This is a genomic window from Komagataeibacter xylinus NBRC 15237, from assembly GCF_001571345.1.
GTDB classification, from domain to species: Bacteria; Pseudomonadota; Alphaproteobacteria; order Acetobacterales; family Acetobacteraceae; genus Komagataeibacter; species Komagataeibacter xylinus.
The window spans coordinates 12,190-26,895 of record NZ_BCTP01000006.1; the positions used below are offsets into that span (position 1 = coordinate 12,190).

The 14,706-nt window shown below is 64.7% G+C and carries 16 protein-coding genes; 8 read left to right on the top strand and 8 right to left on the bottom strand.

What is annotated here, in order from left to right:
• The first annotated feature begins 186 nt into the window (after positions 1-186).
• From gluQRS to GXY01S_RS17940, 4 genes are all read left to right on the top strand, one after another.
• Complete coding sequence (gene gluQRS / locus GXY01S_RS03815) at positions 187-1,065, top strand: tRNA glutamyl-Q(34) synthetase GluQRS (protein ID WP_061272072.1); 879 nt, start codon at positions 187-189, stop codon at positions 1,063-1,065.
• Positions 1,066-1,126: 61 nt separating this feature from the next.
• Positions 1,127-2,329, top strand: a complete 1,203-nt coding sequence (locus GXY01S_RS03820; RefSeq protein WP_061272247.1) for a pyridoxal phosphate-dependent aminotransferase — start codon at positions 1,127-1,129, stop codon at positions 2,327-2,329.
• 13 nt (positions 2,330-2,342) lie between these two features.
• Complete coding sequence (locus GXY01S_RS03825) at positions 2,343-3,569, top strand: pyridoxal phosphate-dependent aminotransferase (protein WP_061272074.1); 1,227 nt, start codon at positions 2,343-2,345, stop codon at positions 3,567-3,569.
• Positions 3,556-3,792 (top strand): hypothetical protein, encoded by a 237-nt coding sequence (locus GXY01S_RS17940; RefSeq protein ID WP_156470289.1) that lies wholly within the window; start codon positions 3,556-3,558, stop codon positions 3,790-3,792. Before GXY01S_RS03825 ends, GXY01S_RS17940 begins: the two co-directional genes overlap by 14 nt.
• Here GXY01S_RS17940 and GXY01S_RS03830 read toward each other — a convergent pair.
• Positions 3,764-4,246, bottom strand: a complete 483-nt coding sequence (locus GXY01S_RS03830) for a hypothetical protein (RefSeq protein WP_061272076.1) — start codon at positions 4,244-4,246, stop codon at positions 3,764-3,766. The genes GXY01S_RS17940 and GXY01S_RS03830 overlap by 29 nt on opposite strands.
• A gap of 67 nt (positions 4,247-4,313) precedes the next feature.
• On the bottom strand, positions 4,314-4,922 hold the full coding sequence (locus GXY01S_RS03835) for a hypothetical protein (protein WP_255210354.1): 609 nt from the start codon (positions 4,920-4,922) through the stop codon (positions 4,314-4,316).
• A 405-nt stretch (positions 4,923-5,327) separates the two neighbouring features.
• On the opposite strand from GXY01S_RS03835, the gene GXY01S_RS03840 reads away from it, so the two are divergent.
• The gene (locus GXY01S_RS03840) at positions 5,328-5,903 is read left to right on the top strand and encodes a gluconokinase (protein WP_061272078.1); all 576 of its coding nucleotides are present in this window, start codon (positions 5,328-5,330) and stop codon (positions 5,901-5,903) included.
• 6 nt (positions 5,904-5,909) lie between these two features.
• On the opposite strand, the gene GXY01S_RS03845 is transcribed toward GXY01S_RS03840, so the two are convergent.
• Together GXY01S_RS03845 and GXY01S_RS03850 are read right to left on the bottom strand one after the other, a co-directional pair.
• Positions 5,910-6,482 carry a cob(I)yrinic acid a,c-diamide adenosyltransferase gene (locus tag GXY01S_RS03845; RefSeq protein ID WP_061272081.1) on the bottom strand — a complete coding sequence of 191 codons (573 nt, stop codon included), beginning with the start codon at positions 6,480-6,482 and terminating at the stop codon, positions 5,910-5,912.
• A 160-nt stretch (positions 6,483-6,642) separates the two neighbouring features.
• Entirely contained in the window at positions 6,643-7,218 is a 576-nt protein-coding gene (locus GXY01S_RS03850; RefSeq protein ID WP_061272083.1) for a DUF4142 domain-containing protein, read from the bottom strand.
• 288 nt (positions 7,219-7,506) lie between these two features.
• Between GXY01S_RS03850 and GXY01S_RS03855 the strand changes: the two genes are divergently transcribed.
• Both GXY01S_RS03855 and GXY01S_RS03860 read left to right on the top strand, forming a co-directional pair.
• Positions 7,507-7,884, top strand: coding sequence for a DUF423 domain-containing protein (locus tag GXY01S_RS03855; protein ID WP_061272085.1), 378 nt, complete (start codon positions 7,507-7,509; stop codon positions 7,882-7,884).
• The gene (locus tag GXY01S_RS03860; RefSeq protein WP_061272087.1) at positions 7,881-8,834 is read left to right on the top strand and encodes an SAM-dependent methyltransferase; all 954 of its coding nucleotides are present in this window, start codon (positions 7,881-7,883) and stop codon (positions 8,832-8,834) included. Before GXY01S_RS03855 ends, GXY01S_RS03860 begins: the two co-directional genes overlap by 4 nt.
• Here the strand turns inward: GXY01S_RS03860 and GXY01S_RS03865 are convergent.
• From GXY01S_RS03865 to GXY01S_RS03880, 4 genes are all read right to left on the bottom strand, one after another.
• Positions 8,806-9,102 (bottom strand): hypothetical protein, encoded by a 297-nt coding sequence (locus tag GXY01S_RS03865; RefSeq protein WP_061272249.1) that lies wholly within the window; start codon positions 9,100-9,102, stop codon positions 8,806-8,808. The genes GXY01S_RS03860 and GXY01S_RS03865 overlap by 29 nt on opposite strands.
• A 90-nt stretch (positions 9,103-9,192) precedes the next feature.
• Complete coding sequence (locus GXY01S_RS03870; RefSeq protein ID WP_061272089.1) at positions 9,193-10,866, bottom strand: M3 family oligoendopeptidase; 1,674 nt, start codon at positions 10,864-10,866, stop codon at positions 9,193-9,195.
• 49 nt (positions 10,867-10,915) lie between these two features.
• A complete protein-coding gene (locus tag GXY01S_RS03875; RefSeq protein ID WP_061272091.1) occupies positions 10,916-12,856 on the bottom strand; it encodes an OPT family oligopeptide transporter in 1,941 nt (646 codons plus the stop codon).
• Between the two features lie 9 nt (positions 12,857-12,865).
• Complete coding sequence (locus GXY01S_RS03880) at positions 12,866-13,444, bottom strand: hypothetical protein (protein WP_061272093.1); 579 nt, start codon at positions 13,442-13,444, stop codon at positions 12,866-12,868.
• 251 nt (positions 13,445-13,695) lie between these two features.
• On the opposite strand from GXY01S_RS03880, the gene ispH reads away from it, so the two are divergent.
• A complete protein-coding gene (gene ispH, locus GXY01S_RS03885) occupies positions 13,696-14,694 on the top strand; it encodes a 4-hydroxy-3-methylbut-2-enyl diphosphate reductase (RefSeq protein WP_061272094.1) in 999 nt (332 codons plus the stop codon).
• Positions 14,695-14,706 lie beyond the last annotated feature (12 nt).

A 14,706-nucleotide genomic window follows, 5' to 3' on the forward strand; every position in this document is an offset into this window, starting at 1 on the left:
AGGCGTACTCTGTTCCGAAGCGAACGCCTTATGGATGTGCGTCGTCGTCAGGTAACTGTCGAATCTATTGCAGACCCCGCATGGCGTGGCAACCCCATGCCCGCGCGGGCGCAGGAGTTGATCCATCAACGCAGCAGGGCAGGGTGGGGGCGCATTTTTTCGCCATAACCCTGATTTGACTTGATAATGGCTGAAATTACCCGTTTTGCGCCCAGCCCCACGGGGCACCTGCATCTGGGGCATGTGGCCTCGGTGCTGCACGCCTGGCGCGCGGCCACGGAGTCGGGCGGTCGCTTCATCCTGCGGGTGGAGGATATCGACACCACGCGTTGCCGCCCCGAGTTCATTGCCGACCTGTATGCCGACCTCGCTTGGCTCGGCCTGTCCTGGCCGCAGCCGGTGCGCCGCCAGTCAGAACATATGGCCGATTATCGCGCCGTGCTCGACCATCTGGCCGCGCATGGCCTGCTTTACCCGTGCTTCTGCACCCGGCGCGATATTGCCGAGGCCGCGGGCGCGCCCCATCACGCGCCCGATGGCGCACTGGTCTATCCCGGCACCTGCCGCCACATGGACCCGGGCCTGCGGGCGGCAAGGCTTGCGGCCCGCACCCCCCACGCCCTGCGGCTGGACATGGCGCGCGCCCTGCAATGGCCCGGCGCCAATATGCTGACATGGCATGAACTGGGCGAAGGCCCGCAGCCCGCCAATGCCGCCGCGTTTGGCGATGTGGTGCTGGCGCGGCGCGATGTGCCCGCCTCCTACCATTTATGTGTCACCCATGATGATGCGTTGCAGGGCATCACCCTTGTCACGCGCGGGACGGACCTGCGGCCTGCAACCGGCCTGCACCGCCTGTTGCAGCATATCATGGGCTGGCCCGCGCAGCGCTACCGCCACCATGCGCTGCTGTGCGATGCCGGGGGCCGGCGGCTGGCCAAGCGCGATGGCGCGCCCTCCATCCGCGCCATGCGGGCCGCGGGCCTGACGTCGCAACAGGTGATGGAAGCCGCAGGGGGCGGGCATCACATATCTGCTGTTTCCTCGGGCACGGGTTCGCTCTAGGCTACGGCCGCCCCGGTCACGTGCCGGATGTGTCCTTTCACTGTTGATGGATCTTGACACCATGGATCTTACCGCCGCCCGGCTGGCCCGGATCAGCCCGAGCCAGACGATTGCCATCTCAACCAAGGCGCGTGAACTCAAGGCGGCGGGGAAGGACATCATCAGCCTTTCCGCTGGCGAGCCGGATTTCGATACGCCGGACAGCATCAAGAAAGCCGCCATCCGCGCAATCGAGGCGGGCGAGACCAAATATACCGATGTCGCGGGTACGCCCGCCCTGCGCCGCGCCATCGCCGAACGCTTCCGTGCCGATAACGGGCTGGATTACACCTGGGATGAAGTGATCGTTGCCAATGGCGGTAAGCAGATCATCTATAACGCCATGGTCGCGACCATCAATCCGGGCGACGAGGCCATCATTCCCGCGCCGTGCTGGGTGTCGTATCCCGATATCGTGGCGCTGGCCGAGGGCACGCCCGTCATCGTGCCATGCAGCGTGGAGAACGGCTTCAAGCTCCAGCCCGCCGAACTCGAGGCCGCAATCACGCCGCGCACCAAGTGGCTGCTGCTCAACTCGCCCAACAACCCCACCGGGGCGGCCTATTCCTTCGAGGAGATGCGCGGCCTGTGCGACGTGCTGCTGCGCCACCCCGATGTGTGGATCCTGACCGACGACATCTATAACAAGCTGGTCTATGATGGCTTCCGTGCCCCCACCGTGGTCGAGGTCGAGCCCCGCCTGCGCGAGCGCATCGTTACGATGAACGGCGTGTCCAAGGCCTATGCCATGACCGGCTGGCGCATTGGCTATTCCGCAGCCCCCGTGCAGATGACGCGGGCCATGAACAAGCTGCAGGGCCAGTCCACCTCCGGCCCCGGCTCGGTCAGTCAGGCCGCGGCGGTGGAAGCACTGACCGGCCCGCAGGACTTCATCGGCACCATGGTCAGCACCTATCAGGCGCGACGTGACCTCGTGGTGGGCATGCTCAACGAGGCGAAGGGCCTGCACTGCCCGGTGCCCGAGGGCGCGTTCTATGTGTTTCCCTCGCTTGTCGGCTGCCTGGGCAAGACCAGCGCGGGTGGCACGCTGATCGATACCGATGAAGCCTTCGTCACCGCCCTGCTTGATGAGGAAGGCGTTGCCGCCGTGCATGGCAGCGCGTTCATGTTCGCCGGGCATTTCCGCATCTCCTACGCTACCGACACGGCCAGCCTGAAGGAGGCGTGCCTGCGCATCCAGCGTTTCTGCGCAGCCCTGCGTTAAGGAACGGACAGCCATGAACAGGAATGAAGGACTGCCCCATCCGCTGTTTGCGCAGCGGATGGAGCGCCTGAGCGTGCCCGCCACCATTGCCATGGCGCAGCGCGCGCGTGAACTGCGCGCCAAGGGCGAGAAAGTGCTCTCGCTCGCATTGGGCGAGCCTGACTTCGCAACGCCCCCCGCCGTGATCGAGGCGGCGCACCGCGCGGCGCTGGACGGGCAGACCAAATACCCCCCCGTTGATGGCACGCCTGCGCTCAAGGCGGCGATCGCGCGCAAATTCGCGCGCGAGAACGCGCTGGACTACGCGCCGGGCGAGATCATGGTCTCGAACGGGGGCAAGCAGGTCATCTTCAATGCGTTCATGGCCACCGTGCAGCCGGGTGATGAAGTGGTCATTCCGCGCCCGTACTGGGTCAGCTACCCGCTGATTGTCGAGATGTTTGGCGGCACGCCGGTCTATGCCGACTGCCATGAGGCCGATGATTTCCGCCTCAGGCCCGCGGCGCTGGAGGCCGCGATCACGTCACGCACCAAGTGGCTGGTGCTCAATTTCCCCAACAACCCCACTGGCGGCACCATGGGGGAGGCGGATCTCGCGGCCGTTGCGGAAGTGCTGCGCCGCCACCCGCATGTGCATGTGCTCAGTGACGAGATATACGAGCACCTGCTCTATGACGGGCAGCGCCATGCCTCGCTTGCCGCCGTCGCTCCCGACCTCAAGGGCCGTATCCTGACCCTGAACGGCGTGTCGAAAGCCTATGCCATGACTGGCTGGCGGGTGGGTTACGTGGGTGGCCCCACGCCGCTCATCCGCGCCATGACGGCCATACAGGGTAGTGCTACCTCGGGCATCTGCACCATCAGCCAGGCCGCTGCTGCCGCTGCCCTTGACGGGCCGCCCGACATTATCGCGCAGATGTGCGCGGTCTATGCCCGCCGGCGCGAGATGGTGGTGTCAACCCTGCGTGCCATTCCCGGCCTGACCTGCGCCATGCCGCATGGGGCGTTTTATGCCTATCCCGGCATTGCGGGCTGCATCGGCCGCAGGACAGCGGAGGGGCGTATGCTCAACACGGACGAGGATTTCGCCATTGCCCTGCTCGCCGAGCAGCATGTGGCCGTGGTGCATGGCTCGGCCTTCGGGCAGGGGCCTTACCTGCGCCTGTCCTATGCCACGAGCGACGACATTCTCACGGAATGCTGCACACGCCTTGCGCGGTTTGTGGATGGGTTATCCTGAAGGGCATCAAGGCGCCCGGATGCCGCCTTTTTTCAAAAAGGCGGCGTTCCTGGAAGCTTTTTTCAAAAAGCTTCACCAAAAACATCCTTATGATTTCTGGATGTTTTTCGGACTGACTTTTCAAACAGTCTCTTATGGGAGGCGGTATTTTTTGAAGCTGGCTGATAAAGCTTCACCAGAATATCGTGTTGTTTTCAGTCAGGATCGGGCGAGGGCGGGTTGAGCAGGAAAACCCCCTCGGTCAGGATGGCGGGCAGGAGCGGGGTTGCCAGCGGCAGGCCCGACAGCACGATCGCCCCTGCCGAGGCCGCGCAGGCCCCCACGTAGCCGGTGCGCCCGCCAAGGCGCTCGGCAATGACAAACAGAAAGACCGCCACAAGCTCCAGCACCGCAGCCCCCCCGAGGCGGAGCGGGTGCAACTGGGTCTGCAATCCCATATCCGACAGCAGGCGCAGCAGCGCGGGCGACTGTGCCTGCGTGTCGCCCCCTAGTCCGAACATGAAGGAAAAGGGCAGGATCAGCACGCCGAGTATATCGCGCAGCAGGTTGATCAACCCGCTGACCAGCGGCAACAGCACCAGAATGGCGAGGCTCATGCTGGTGCAGGTGGCGACAATGATCAGTCCGACCTGTCTCTGCCGGGCCGCCGGGTTGTGCGGCGGCTCATCGGGCTGCATGGGCACGGCGGCTTGCGGCTGGCGTCACCACCATTTTACGGGTTCGGGTTCATTGGGGTCAGCCTCGTCATTGCCTGCCTGGGGGGGGGCGGGCGAGCACGACCCGGTTTTCCGCCATGCGGTTGCGTGCCTTGTGTCGGCCGGCATCCTCACGCAGGCGGTCGGCCTCCTCGCGCGCGGCATAGATTTCGGCGCGCAGGCTCAGTATTTCAGCATCGCGTGCGGCGAGTTTGGTCTTGTTCTCGGCAGCGATGACATCGGCATGGCCGATGCGGGTGGTCAGGGAGCGGATCTGCGCCTGCGCTTCCGAAAGGCGGAGTTCCGCCTCCTCGCGCAGCTTCTGCTCGAACTGGATCTTGTGGCGCAACTGCTCCGCTTCGCCCCGGTCTTCAGGCTGGGCATGCAGCACGCGCGGCGAGGCGCGTCCGGTGGTCAGTGAATGATGTTCGACACGGACATCGCCATCCTGCACGAATTTGCGGCGGCGCTGGGTGGGGTCTGCCTGGCGCACGGGGCGCGCCTTGGCCTGCGGGGCCTTGGGCGCGGCGGGGCCGCGCGGCTTGCCCTTGCCAAGGCGCTCGAGCGCCTGGCGGAAGGCGGTTTCATTGACTTCTTCGCGTTGGGGGCTCTGGTCTTCTTCCTTCGAAAAGGAAAGAAAATCGTTATAAGATGACACAGCAGAACTCTCGATAACTCAATGCACCATGCGAGACGTTGGATGGGGTCATATTTAGGAAATTATTCCTCTGACCGGGATGCCGATGGTGTCTGTTTTTAAGTGATTGATCGAGCATATAACGCTTTTCGGGCAAGCTGTGCAAGAGGTATGAAGGTAAATATAATAATGTAATGACATAATTATTATGTCATAATATGTTTAACAAAATCCAAATAAATTAAACAGAAATAAGAATATAAATTAATAATATTTTTTCATTTTTAAACAAAAAGACGACAGATTTGATAATGAAGTTCATTGTATTGGTGCGCCCGCGTGGCAGCGGTCACTTGCGTTTTTAGGGGTGGTTGGGCCAGATAAGGCGCGATAACGTCTTTTCCGTAATATCCGGCAGGATACAATATGTGTGACAATGGGCAAAATGCCGTTGCGGTCTCTCTCTCGCGCAGGCTCGGGCAGGCGGTGCGCCCGCGCGTGCTGGTGGTGATGGGGGTGTCAGGGTGTGGCAAAAGCACCGTGGCCCAGCTTATGGCCGCGCGCATGGGCTGGTCTGTCATTGAGGGTGATGACCTGCATCCGCCCGCCAATATTGCGCGCATGAGCAATGGCATTCCCCTGACCGATGCGGATCGTGCCCCTTGGCTCGACCGTATTGCCGCCGAGATACTGGCCTGGCGCGAGCAGGGGCAGTGCGGCATCGTGACGTGTTCATCGCTGCGGCGGGCCTATCGCGAGCGGATCAGCAACGGCCATGCGGATGTATGCTTTGTCTATCTCAAGGGCAGCAAGGAAGACATTGCCCCGCGACTGCGCCAGCGCACCGGGCATTTCATGCCGGTTGGCATGCTCGACAGCCAGTTCGCAACCCTGGAAGAACCCGACATGCACCATGAGATGGTCATGACGCTCGATGTCAACGCCCCGCAGGCCCATCTGGCCGAGCAGGCCTGCCTGCATCTCGACCGCCTGCCGGACTGAACGCCCTCAGCCTGCCGCAGGCGGCGGGGAGGCCGGGGCCCATGTCAGGTCATCGGCCCCGTTCTCATTGAGGTGACGCCCCAGCATGAACAGGTAATCGGACAGGCGGTTCATGCAGGCGGGAATGGCGGCGCCAATGTCTTCGCTCCGCGCCAGCGTGGCCAGCCGTCGTTCCGCCCGGCGCACCACGGTGCGCGCCAGATGGGCGTGGGCCGCGGCCATCGTGCCGCCGGGCAGGACAAAGCTGGTCAGTGGCGGGATATGCGCGCGCAGGTGCTCCACCTCGGCTTCCATGGCCGTGACCGCCACGGCACCCTGTGCGAGCGGGCGGGGCGGCTGGCCGGGCATGCACACCACGCCGCCAATATCGAACAGAAGCCCCTGCAGCCAGGCAATGAAACGGGCGTTCCGGCCTGCGGGCAGGCTCGCGCGCAGCAGCCCGATTACGGCATTGGCTTCATCAAGCGCGCCAAGGGCCTCGATGCGCACCGAGTCCTTGGCGACGCGCGTGCCATTGCCTAGCGCGGTCTGTCCGGTGTCGCCGCCACGGGTCACGACCCGGTCGATGCGAATGCTCATGGATTGATCCGTTTGTCATGAGGAGAGTAATAAAAAACTTTAAGTCAAACTGTTATATATAAATAAACCATAAGAAAAATATATTCTGTAAATCAAAAAACGCCATCTGTTTGAATACAAGGCGGCACCCACACTCTTTTATCAGTAATGGCAGCGCTTTTTAGCGTGAAGGCTTGGCCGCGCCCAGCTTCAGGGAATCGTTGAGCAGGGTCTGCAACGTGTCTGCCGTGGTGGAGGCATAGGTCTTGAGTTCAGGGTCGGCGGCGGATTCCGCCTCGTTCTGGAACATGGCCAGCGCATCGCTTGCAGCCTGGGCCTGAAGGTCGAGGTAATCGCGCTCGAATTTGGCGCCGGTTTCGGTCTTGAGCTGGGCTGCCACTTCCTCCTCGTCCGGGCTCATCTCCTTGTGCAGGGTCAGTCCGTGCTTGAGGGCGATGGTGGAGAGGGCGGCCTCGTTGGTGGTGTGCAGCTTGACCGAGCGCGTGGCGAATTCCTGCACCTTGCGCCGCTTCGCCTCCGTCGTGGCCATTTTGGAGATGGTGATCTCGAATGCGTTCAGGGCCGACACGTTTTCAGCAAAGGTGGAATCGGATTCCGTCAGCGGCGGCAGGCTCGGCGCGGGCGCAGGTGCTGCGGCAGGGGGGGCTGCGGGCGGCGTGGCAGGACGGGCCGCAAGGCCCGCTGCGGGAAGAAGGCTGACAGACGCGCAAAGAAACCAGACGGCGTAATTTTTCATGCTTTCATCTTCCCAACGTGTAAAATTCAGGCGGTTTTACTGAACGCCCCCATAGTTTATCAGTTTTGGTCCGCCATACAAAGCCAGCAGGCCACAATACCAGCCCCTTGCGGCAGATGCAGGCAACAGGACAGGCCAGAGGAAAACTTTCCTACCGTCCTGATCCGGCCTGCTGGCTGGTTGGCCGCCCTTCCTGCCCGGCTGGCCTATACGATGCGCCCACGGCGGGAGTAGGGTGTGCCCGCCCGCGTCGTGTGCGGGTCGTCACCCTGTTTGCGGATATGCTGAATGCCTACTGTTGTCCGGTTCCTGTTGTGTTTTGCGGCGCTGGCCGCATTCTCCGCCGTCATGGGCGGGGCGCTCACCGCCCATCTGCCCGATCATTTCTTTGCCGAGGGCGGGCGTGACATGGCCCGGCAGGCCATACAGATGCAGATGTGGCATGCGCTGGCCATGATCGGCATCGCGGTGCTGATGATCCAGCAGGGGTGCCGTGCGCTCATTTCCCTGTCCGGCTGCCTCATGGCGGTGGGCACCGTCCTGTTCAGCGTGGGCGTGGCGCTGACGGCGTTCTGGGGCATCCATCCCGGCCCGGTGGCGCCAACGGGGGGCAGCATCCTCATGGGGGCGTGGCTTTTGCTGGCGGTGGGGGTCATGCGCGCATGAACGCCCGGACCGAAGCAAACACGCAGCCCGCGTGGCCCGTGCGCAGCGCCTACCTGGCGGCGCCCGGCTTTGAGGAGGTTCTGGAACAGGAACTGGCGCGCAAGGGGGCAGGGGCATTGTGCTGGCACGGGCGGCTGGCGCTGTCAGCAGCACTGCCCGTGGCCAGCCTGTGGGCAATTGACATATGGGATGCGCCCGCCCTGCACCCGGTGCCCTCCATCAAGGGGGCGGCGCGGATCATGCGCGGCCTGCAGCGCAACTGGGCGGGTTACGCGCCCACGCTTCACCGCCGCAGCGCCCTGATTACCGATGCCCTGCCGCCGGTGCGGCCGAAGCCGGTCAGCTTTCCCGCCATGCCGCCTGATGCCCCTCTGGGCGGCTGGACGCTGCTGGCGCCCGACCAGTTGCTGCTCTCGCCCACCAAGTCCGCGCCGTTCATCAATGGCGAGGTGGCTTTTGTCGAGAACCGTACGGACCCGCCTTCACGTGCCTATCTCAAATTATGGGAAGCGCTGTTCCGCCTTGGCCGGTGGCCGGTAGCGGGCGAGACCTGCATTGACCTCGGCGCCTGCCCCGGCGGGTGGACATGGGTTGCGGCCAGCCAGGGCGCGCAGGTCATGGCCATTGACCGCTCGCCGCTCGCCGAGAGTGTTGCCGCCCTGCCCAACGTGACGTGCCGCTATGAAAGCGCCTTCGGGCTGGACCCTGCGACCTGCGAACCCGTGGACTGGCTGTTTTCCGACATCATCGCCTATCCCACGCGGCTGCTCGCACTGGCGCAGCGCTGGATTGCTTCAGGCCGGGCCGCGCGGATTGTCATGACCATCAAATTCCAGGGCGAGACCGACCACGACACGGCGGATGCCTTTGCCGCCATTCCCGGCGGGCGCGTGCTGCATCTGTGGCACAACAAGCATGAACTCACCTTTTTCTGGCAGCGCGGCGCATGAGCAGCCGGTCGGCGATCTCGACCACGCCGATGGCCAGTATGCAGCACACAAGGGCCACCGCCATCACGATCAGCCGTTCCTGCTCGGTCTCATCGGTGGCCCCGGCAAGACGGTAGACGGACAGCCACAGATCGGTGCCCGCAATGCGGTCGACCAGGCCGGCCACGGTGGTGCTCAGGCGCAGGCTGAGCATGAACAGCGCCGTCAGCCCAAGCACGGCCAGCGTCTTGTACACGGTGCGGGCAACCGTAGGCGTGTTGGTGGGCATGCATTCCCCGAAATATGGATAAAAGACAAAAGTTTTGGGCGAAGCTGCTTTCAAAAAGCTTCAGGAAACGCCCAGAACAGTTTCCCGCTTTCAGTCATCCAGCAGGGCGCGCGCGGTGCGCACCACATCGGCCAGCGTGCCTGGCTTGAAGGGGGACTGAAGCCCGGCTGAACGCACGAGCCGGGTAAAGGGTTGCGACCCACCCTGCGCGCACAGGTCAACATAGGCTTTCAAGGCGCCCGGCATATCCTCGCGGCTGCGGATCCAGAACTGCATGGCGCAGCACAGGGCGAGCGCGTAATCAATGTAATAGAACGGCGAGCGGTAGATATGCCCCTGCGCCTGCCACCGCCCCCCCATGGTGGGGTGGGGCAGGCCGCCATAGTCGCGCCAGGGCAGGTAGCGCTGCTCAAGTTCGCGCCACACGGCATGGCGCTCGGCGGGGGTCATGTCGGGGCGGGCATAGACCTCGTGCTGGAAGTGATCGACACATACGCCGTAAGGCAGGAAGGCGAGCGACGAGATGAGGTGCATGCGCCGGTAACGCGCGCCCTGACCGGGCTCGACCATCAGGTCGATATGCGGCCAGGTGAGGAATTCCAGCGCCATCGAGTTGATCTCGGCGGCGTCCATGGTCGGCCATAGCAGGTCGATGGCGGGCAGTTTGCGGCTTTTCCAGTTCTGGTAGGCATGGCCCATCTCGTGCGTGAACACGTTGATGTCGTGCTGCGTGCCATTGAAGTTGGCGAAGATGAACGGCATGCCCACGGTCGGGAAGGAGGTGCAGAACCCGCCCCCCGCCTTGCCGGGCCGGTTGACCAGGTCGAGATAGCCGTTCTCGCGCATCTGGGCAAAGAAGGGGCCAAGATCGCCGCCCATGCGGTCGAACATGGTCTGTGCGTGTGCCATCAGCGCGTCATGGCCGCCTGCGGGGCGGGGGTTGCCCAGCGGGTCGATCAGCGGTTCATCCCATGAATACAGCACCTCCCACCCCATGGTGGTGGCGCGTTTTTGCACGATGTCATGCACCAGCGGCACGACATGGGTGCGCACGTCATCGCGAAAGCGCGCCACATCGGCAGGCCCGTAATCCACGCGGCGCATGCGGCGGTAAGCGAGTGGAATGTAGCTGTCATAACCCAGCGTGCGCGCCATGCCATCGCGCAGGTGCACCATGTCATCAAACAGGGTGTCGAGCCGGGGCGCGTTTTTGGCAAAGAACGCCCAGCGCACCTGTTCGGCCTGCTGGCGCACGGCCCGGTCGGTGCTCTCGGCATAGGGGGCGAGGCCGGACAGGTTGACCTGCCGCCCGTCAATCTCCACCCGTGCGCTGGCCAGCAGGGCTGTATATTCACCGCTCAGGCGGGCTTCTTCCTCCAGCGCATCGGCAATGCGGGGGTCGAAGGTGGTGATGTCGGTGCGCCACAGTTCCAGCGTGTGGGGTGTAACCACCTGGGCCACCGCCGTGGGGTCGGGGTATTCGAGCAGCCTGCGCTTGAGGGTGACTTCATGCGCGGTAACATAAGGGCCCAGCCCATCGGCGTAGTCACGGTCGGCCTTGGCGGCCGGGCTGGTGGTGTCCTGGGCGAAGCGCAGGTCAACCAGGGCGGACCAGCTTTCATAATCGCGGCGGATGGTATCGAACAGGCCAGCGGCATCGGCCACGCGGCCCTGATCGAGCAGGGTCGAGACCTGACCGAAGCGCAGGGCCAGCGCATCACGCGCGGGGCGGGGAAAGGCGAGGCTGTCAAAAGGGCGGGGCATGCAGGCAGGGTGCCATGGAAAGCGGGCCTGCGTCCATGCCCCACTCGGGTTATTGGCCCGCGCGGCCCCGTTGCGCGCGGGCAAACCACAGGCATAACGCGCCAAAGGCCACAAGCCCCGCCAGTTCGGGCAGCGTGCCGCCCATGCCCGTGGGCCGCAGCGAGAGCGGTGCGTCACGCCCGCTTGCAGCCGACAGGCAGGCCAGCACCACTCCGGTCAGGCTCTCGCCCACGATCAGGCCCGAGGCGACCATGGTGCCCTGATGGCGGCCAGCCCCCTTGGTCAGCCGGGTCATGACATGGCCAAGCAGCGCGCCCACGGCCAGCGTCATGGAAATGCTCATGGGCAGGTAGATGCCAATGCCCACGGCCAGCGGCGGCAGCGCGCCGCGCCCGCTGCGGCGCAGGGCGGCATCGAGCGCAATCAGCCCGCAACCCGCGGCCACCCCCAGCCCCAGCATGCTCCAGTCAAGCTGATGGAGGAAAATGCCAGAGGTAATCATGAGCAGGAGCGCAGGCTGCGGGGCGGCCAGCGCCCCGGTCGGGTCCATGCCCGCATGCGGCATGGCGCCCACGAAGCCATAGGTCTGGTACAGCACGTTGAGCACTGGCGGAATGACCAGCGCCCCGGTTACGCAGCCGATCAGCAGCGCGATTTCCTGCCGCCAGGGCGTGGCATTCACCATGCGGCCGGTTTTCAGGTCCTGCAGGTTGTCATTGGCAATGGCGGCGGAGGCGGTGATGGCGGTCAGCGCATACAGGCAGAACCCGATGGTGAAGTGCTGCCCCTCCGCCCCCGCGAACAGCCCCACCGCGCGCAGCGCCACGAACACGCAGGCCAGGCACATCGCGGCAAGGATGATAACGCCCGACAGCGGCGAGGAGGATGACCCCACCAGCCCCGCCATGTAGCCGCACGCCGCCGCCACGAACACCCCCAGCCCCAGGCAGCATGCAAGCCCGGCGAGTGCTGCCACCAGTGCCGATGTGAGCCCGGCGGGGGCGGCAAAGGCCATGAACATGCCGCCAATCGTCACGACCACCAGCCCCGCTACAGCCAGCATGGCCCGTGGCGAGAGGTCGGTATCGGTGCGCGCGGGTGGCCCTGCCGTGGCAGGCAGGCGTACCAGCAGGCCGCGCATGCTGCCCAGCAGCGGGCGGCCCATGCGCAGCACGGTCCAGATGGCGGCCACGCCAATCAGCCCCACGCCGATGAAACGCGCCTTGTCCTTCCAGAGCTGCGTGGCGAAATCACCTGCTGGCAGGCCCGAAGGGTGCGGCACAAGGTGCGCCATGACGGGAATGGCGATCTCCCACGTCAGCAGCGCGCCGAGCAGCATGGCCAGTCCTCCTTCCAGCCCCACGAGGTAACCGGCACCCAGCAGTGCTGGCGAAAAACCGAGCGAGAACCGGAAGGCCGAAAGCCCGAAGGTGAGCGACGTCGTGATCCCGTCGCCCAGCAGCCGCAGCCCCGCCGAGGCAAAGGTGAAGGTGCTGGCAAGGATGCCGCCGCGCACCAGCGCGCGCAGGCCGCCGGGGCTTTCGCCATGGTGGCCCGCGCGCAGGATCTCGGCTGCGGCCACCCCTTCGGGGAAGGGCAGGGCCGGGTCGGCGAGCATGACCCGTCGCAGCGGGATGGTGAACAGCACCCCCGTCATGCCGCCCGCTGCCGTGAGCATGGCTGTCTGCACAAAGGGAAAGCGTTGCCAGAACCCGGCCATGACCAGCGCGGGCAGGCTGGCGAACACGCATGACAGCGTGCCCGCCGCCGAGGCCTGGGTCTGGACGAGGTTGTTCTCGAGGATGGTGCCGCCGCCGAGCATGCGCAGCACCGCCATGGAAATGACGGCGGCGGGGATGGAGGTCGCCACCGTCAGCCCCACCCGCAGGCCCAGATAGACATTGGACGCGGTGAAGACGACCGTGATCAGCGCGCCGATCACCACGCCGCGCCAGGTCAGTTCCTTCGTATCTGCTGCGCGGTGGGGCACGGGGCGGCCCTACAGCTTGTGGAAGGTGGGCATGACAAGATGGGCGCGGTTGAAGTCAAGCTGCGCCTTGGTGAGCTGGAAGCCGATCTCGATATGGTACTGGTCGCTGTGGATATGGCGCGACACCGGTAGCGTGATGGGAATGTTGCGGGTGTGGGTCAGGTCCTGCATGCGCCCGTCATCAAACGAGACATGGGCCACGAATTCCTTCTTGCTCTTGATCTCGCCATTGAACACCACCGCCACGAAATACGGGATGTTGACGAAATTGACGCTCGAGGCCGGCCCGCGCTCGACATGCAGGCCGATCTTCATGTTGGTCATGACGGTGCGCTGCTGGCCCTGCTCGCACGCGCCGACCACGCGCGTCAGGCTGGCGCGGGCCACGAGGTGGGTCACGTCGTGGTCATTGCCGGTGTACTGGTAGTAATCCGCTGCCTCGCCGGGAATTTCCACTACCGGGCAGGCCGGGGCGAAATCGATCGAATCGGATTCGCCCTCGCACGCGCCCAGCAGGGACAGGCCCGCGACCGTGCAGATTTTCAGGGCATTGCGCCACAGGCGCGGCGACACAGGGGCAGGGATCATGCGGGCGTTCCGGCTAGGTCAGGTGTGGATGAAGCCCCATGGCGCGGGCATGGCATGGGGCGGGATATGCAGGCGGCGGGGCGACGGGGGAGGACAGGCATGGCAGAATACGTTAGGATGAACGGGAAAATGGCTTGCGCCATTGCCGTGGTTTGCGTAGGGCCGGGTCCATCGCTCGGGATGCCGGCGCCGCAACTGTAGCAGATCGCGGCCCGTATCCTATACCGCCCGCCGGATGTTTGGGGAACACCATGCCCGACCAGATGATTCATACGCCCGATAATATCGCCGCCGATGCCCCGCCCCGCGTGCTCAAGGTGCTGCTCGCAGGCCCCCGCGGCTTCTGCGCCGGTGTCGATCGTGCCATCCGCGTGGTGGAGGAAGCGATCCGCCGTTATGGCGCGCCGGTCTATGTCCGCCACGAGATCGTGCATAACCGCACCGTGGTCGAGGCGCTCGAGGCGCAGGGCGCGATCTTTGTCGAGGAACTCGATGAAGTGCCCGCCGATGGCCAGGTCGTGTTCTCGGCCCATGGCGTGCCCAAGACCGTGCCGGCCGAGGCCATGCGCCGCAACCTGCTTTACCTGGATGCCACCTGCCCGCTGGTCTCGAAAGTGCACCGCGAGGCCGAGCGCCACTTCGCCGATGGCGGGCCGGAAAGCCGCCATATCCTGATGATTGGCCACGCTGGCCACCCGGAGGTCGTGGGCACGATGGGGCAGTTGCCCGTGGGCGCCGTCACCCTGATCAACGATGCCGAGGAAGCCCGCACCGTCCAGCCCGCCGACCCCTCGCGGCTTGCCTTCATTACCCAGACCACGCTCTCGGTTGATGATACGGCGGAGATCGTGGACATCCTGCGCGATCGCTTTCCCCTGATCGAAGGCCCCCGGCGCGAGGATATCTGCTACGCCACCACCAACCGGCAGGAAGCGGTCAAGGCCATCGCGCCGGGCTGCGACCTGGTGATCGTGATCGGCTCGCCCAACTCGTCGAACTCGCAGCGCCTGCGCGAGGTGGCCGAGCGCTCCGGCGCGCCGCGCGCCCTGCTGGTGCCGCGCCTGAACGCGCTGGACTGGTCGGCACTTGATGGCGTGTCCACGCTGGGCATTACCGCTGGCGCCTCCGCCCCGGAATCTCTGGTGCAGGAAATGGTGGCGGCCCTGGCCAAGCGCTTCACGCTCGAGATCGAGGAAATTACCGTGAAGGAAGAAAACGTGGCCTTCCGCCTGCCGGCACCGCTGGGCTGATCCGTACCGTCA

Excerpts from the sequence above, each read along its gene's own strand:
- GXY01S_RS03870 (WP_061272089.1), bottom strand. The coding sequence starts at position 10,866 with ATGCCCCGCCCTTTTGACAGCCTCGCCTTTCCCCGCCCCGCGCGTGAT.
- GXY01S_RS03850 (WP_061272083.1), bottom strand. The coding sequence starts at position 7,218 with ATGAAAAATTACGCCGTCTGGTTTCTTTGCGCGTCTGTCAGCCTTCTT.
- GXY01S_RS03830 (WP_061272076.1), bottom strand. The coding sequence starts at position 4,246 with ATGCAGCCCGATGAGCCGCCGCACAACCCGGCGGCCCGGCAGAGACAG.
- GXY01S_RS03820 (WP_061272247.1), top strand. The coding sequence starts at position 1,127 with ATGGATCTTACCGCCGCCCGGCTGGCCCGGATCAGCCCGAGCCAGACG.
- GXY01S_RS17940 (WP_156470289.1), top strand. The coding sequence starts at position 3,556 with ATGGGTTATCCTGAAGGGCATCAAGGCGCCCGGATGCCGCCTTTTTTC.
- GXY01S_RS03845 (WP_061272081.1), bottom strand. The coding sequence starts at position 6,482 with ATGAGCATTCGCATCGACCGGGTCGTGACCCGTGGCGGCGACACCGGA.
- ispH (WP_061272094.1), top strand. The coding sequence starts at position 13,696 with ATGCCCGACCAGATGATTCATACGCCCGATAATATCGCCGCCGATGCC.
- GXY01S_RS03860 (WP_061272087.1), top strand. The coding sequence starts at position 7,881 with ATGAACGCCCGGACCGAAGCAAACACGCAGCCCGCGTGGCCCGTGCGC.
- GXY01S_RS03865 (WP_061272249.1), bottom strand. The coding sequence starts at position 9,102 with ATGCCCACCAACACGCCTACGGTTGCCCGCACCGTGTACAAGACGCTG.
- gluQRS (WP_061272072.1), top strand. The coding sequence starts at position 187 with ATGGCTGAAATTACCCGTTTTGCGCCCAGCCCCACGGGGCACCTGCAT.
- GXY01S_RS03880 (WP_061272093.1), bottom strand. The coding sequence starts at position 13,444 with ATGATCCCTGCCCCTGTGTCGCCGCGCCTGTGGCGCAATGCCCTGAAA.
- GXY01S_RS03855 (WP_061272085.1), top strand. The coding sequence starts at position 7,507 with ATGCCTACTGTTGTCCGGTTCCTGTTGTGTTTTGCGGCGCTGGCCGCA.
- GXY01S_RS03825 (WP_061272074.1), top strand. The coding sequence starts at position 2,343 with ATGAACAGGAATGAAGGACTGCCCCATCCGCTGTTTGCGCAGCGGATG.
- GXY01S_RS03840 (WP_061272078.1), top strand. The coding sequence starts at position 5,328 with ATGTGTGACAATGGGCAAAATGCCGTTGCGGTCTCTCTCTCGCGCAGG.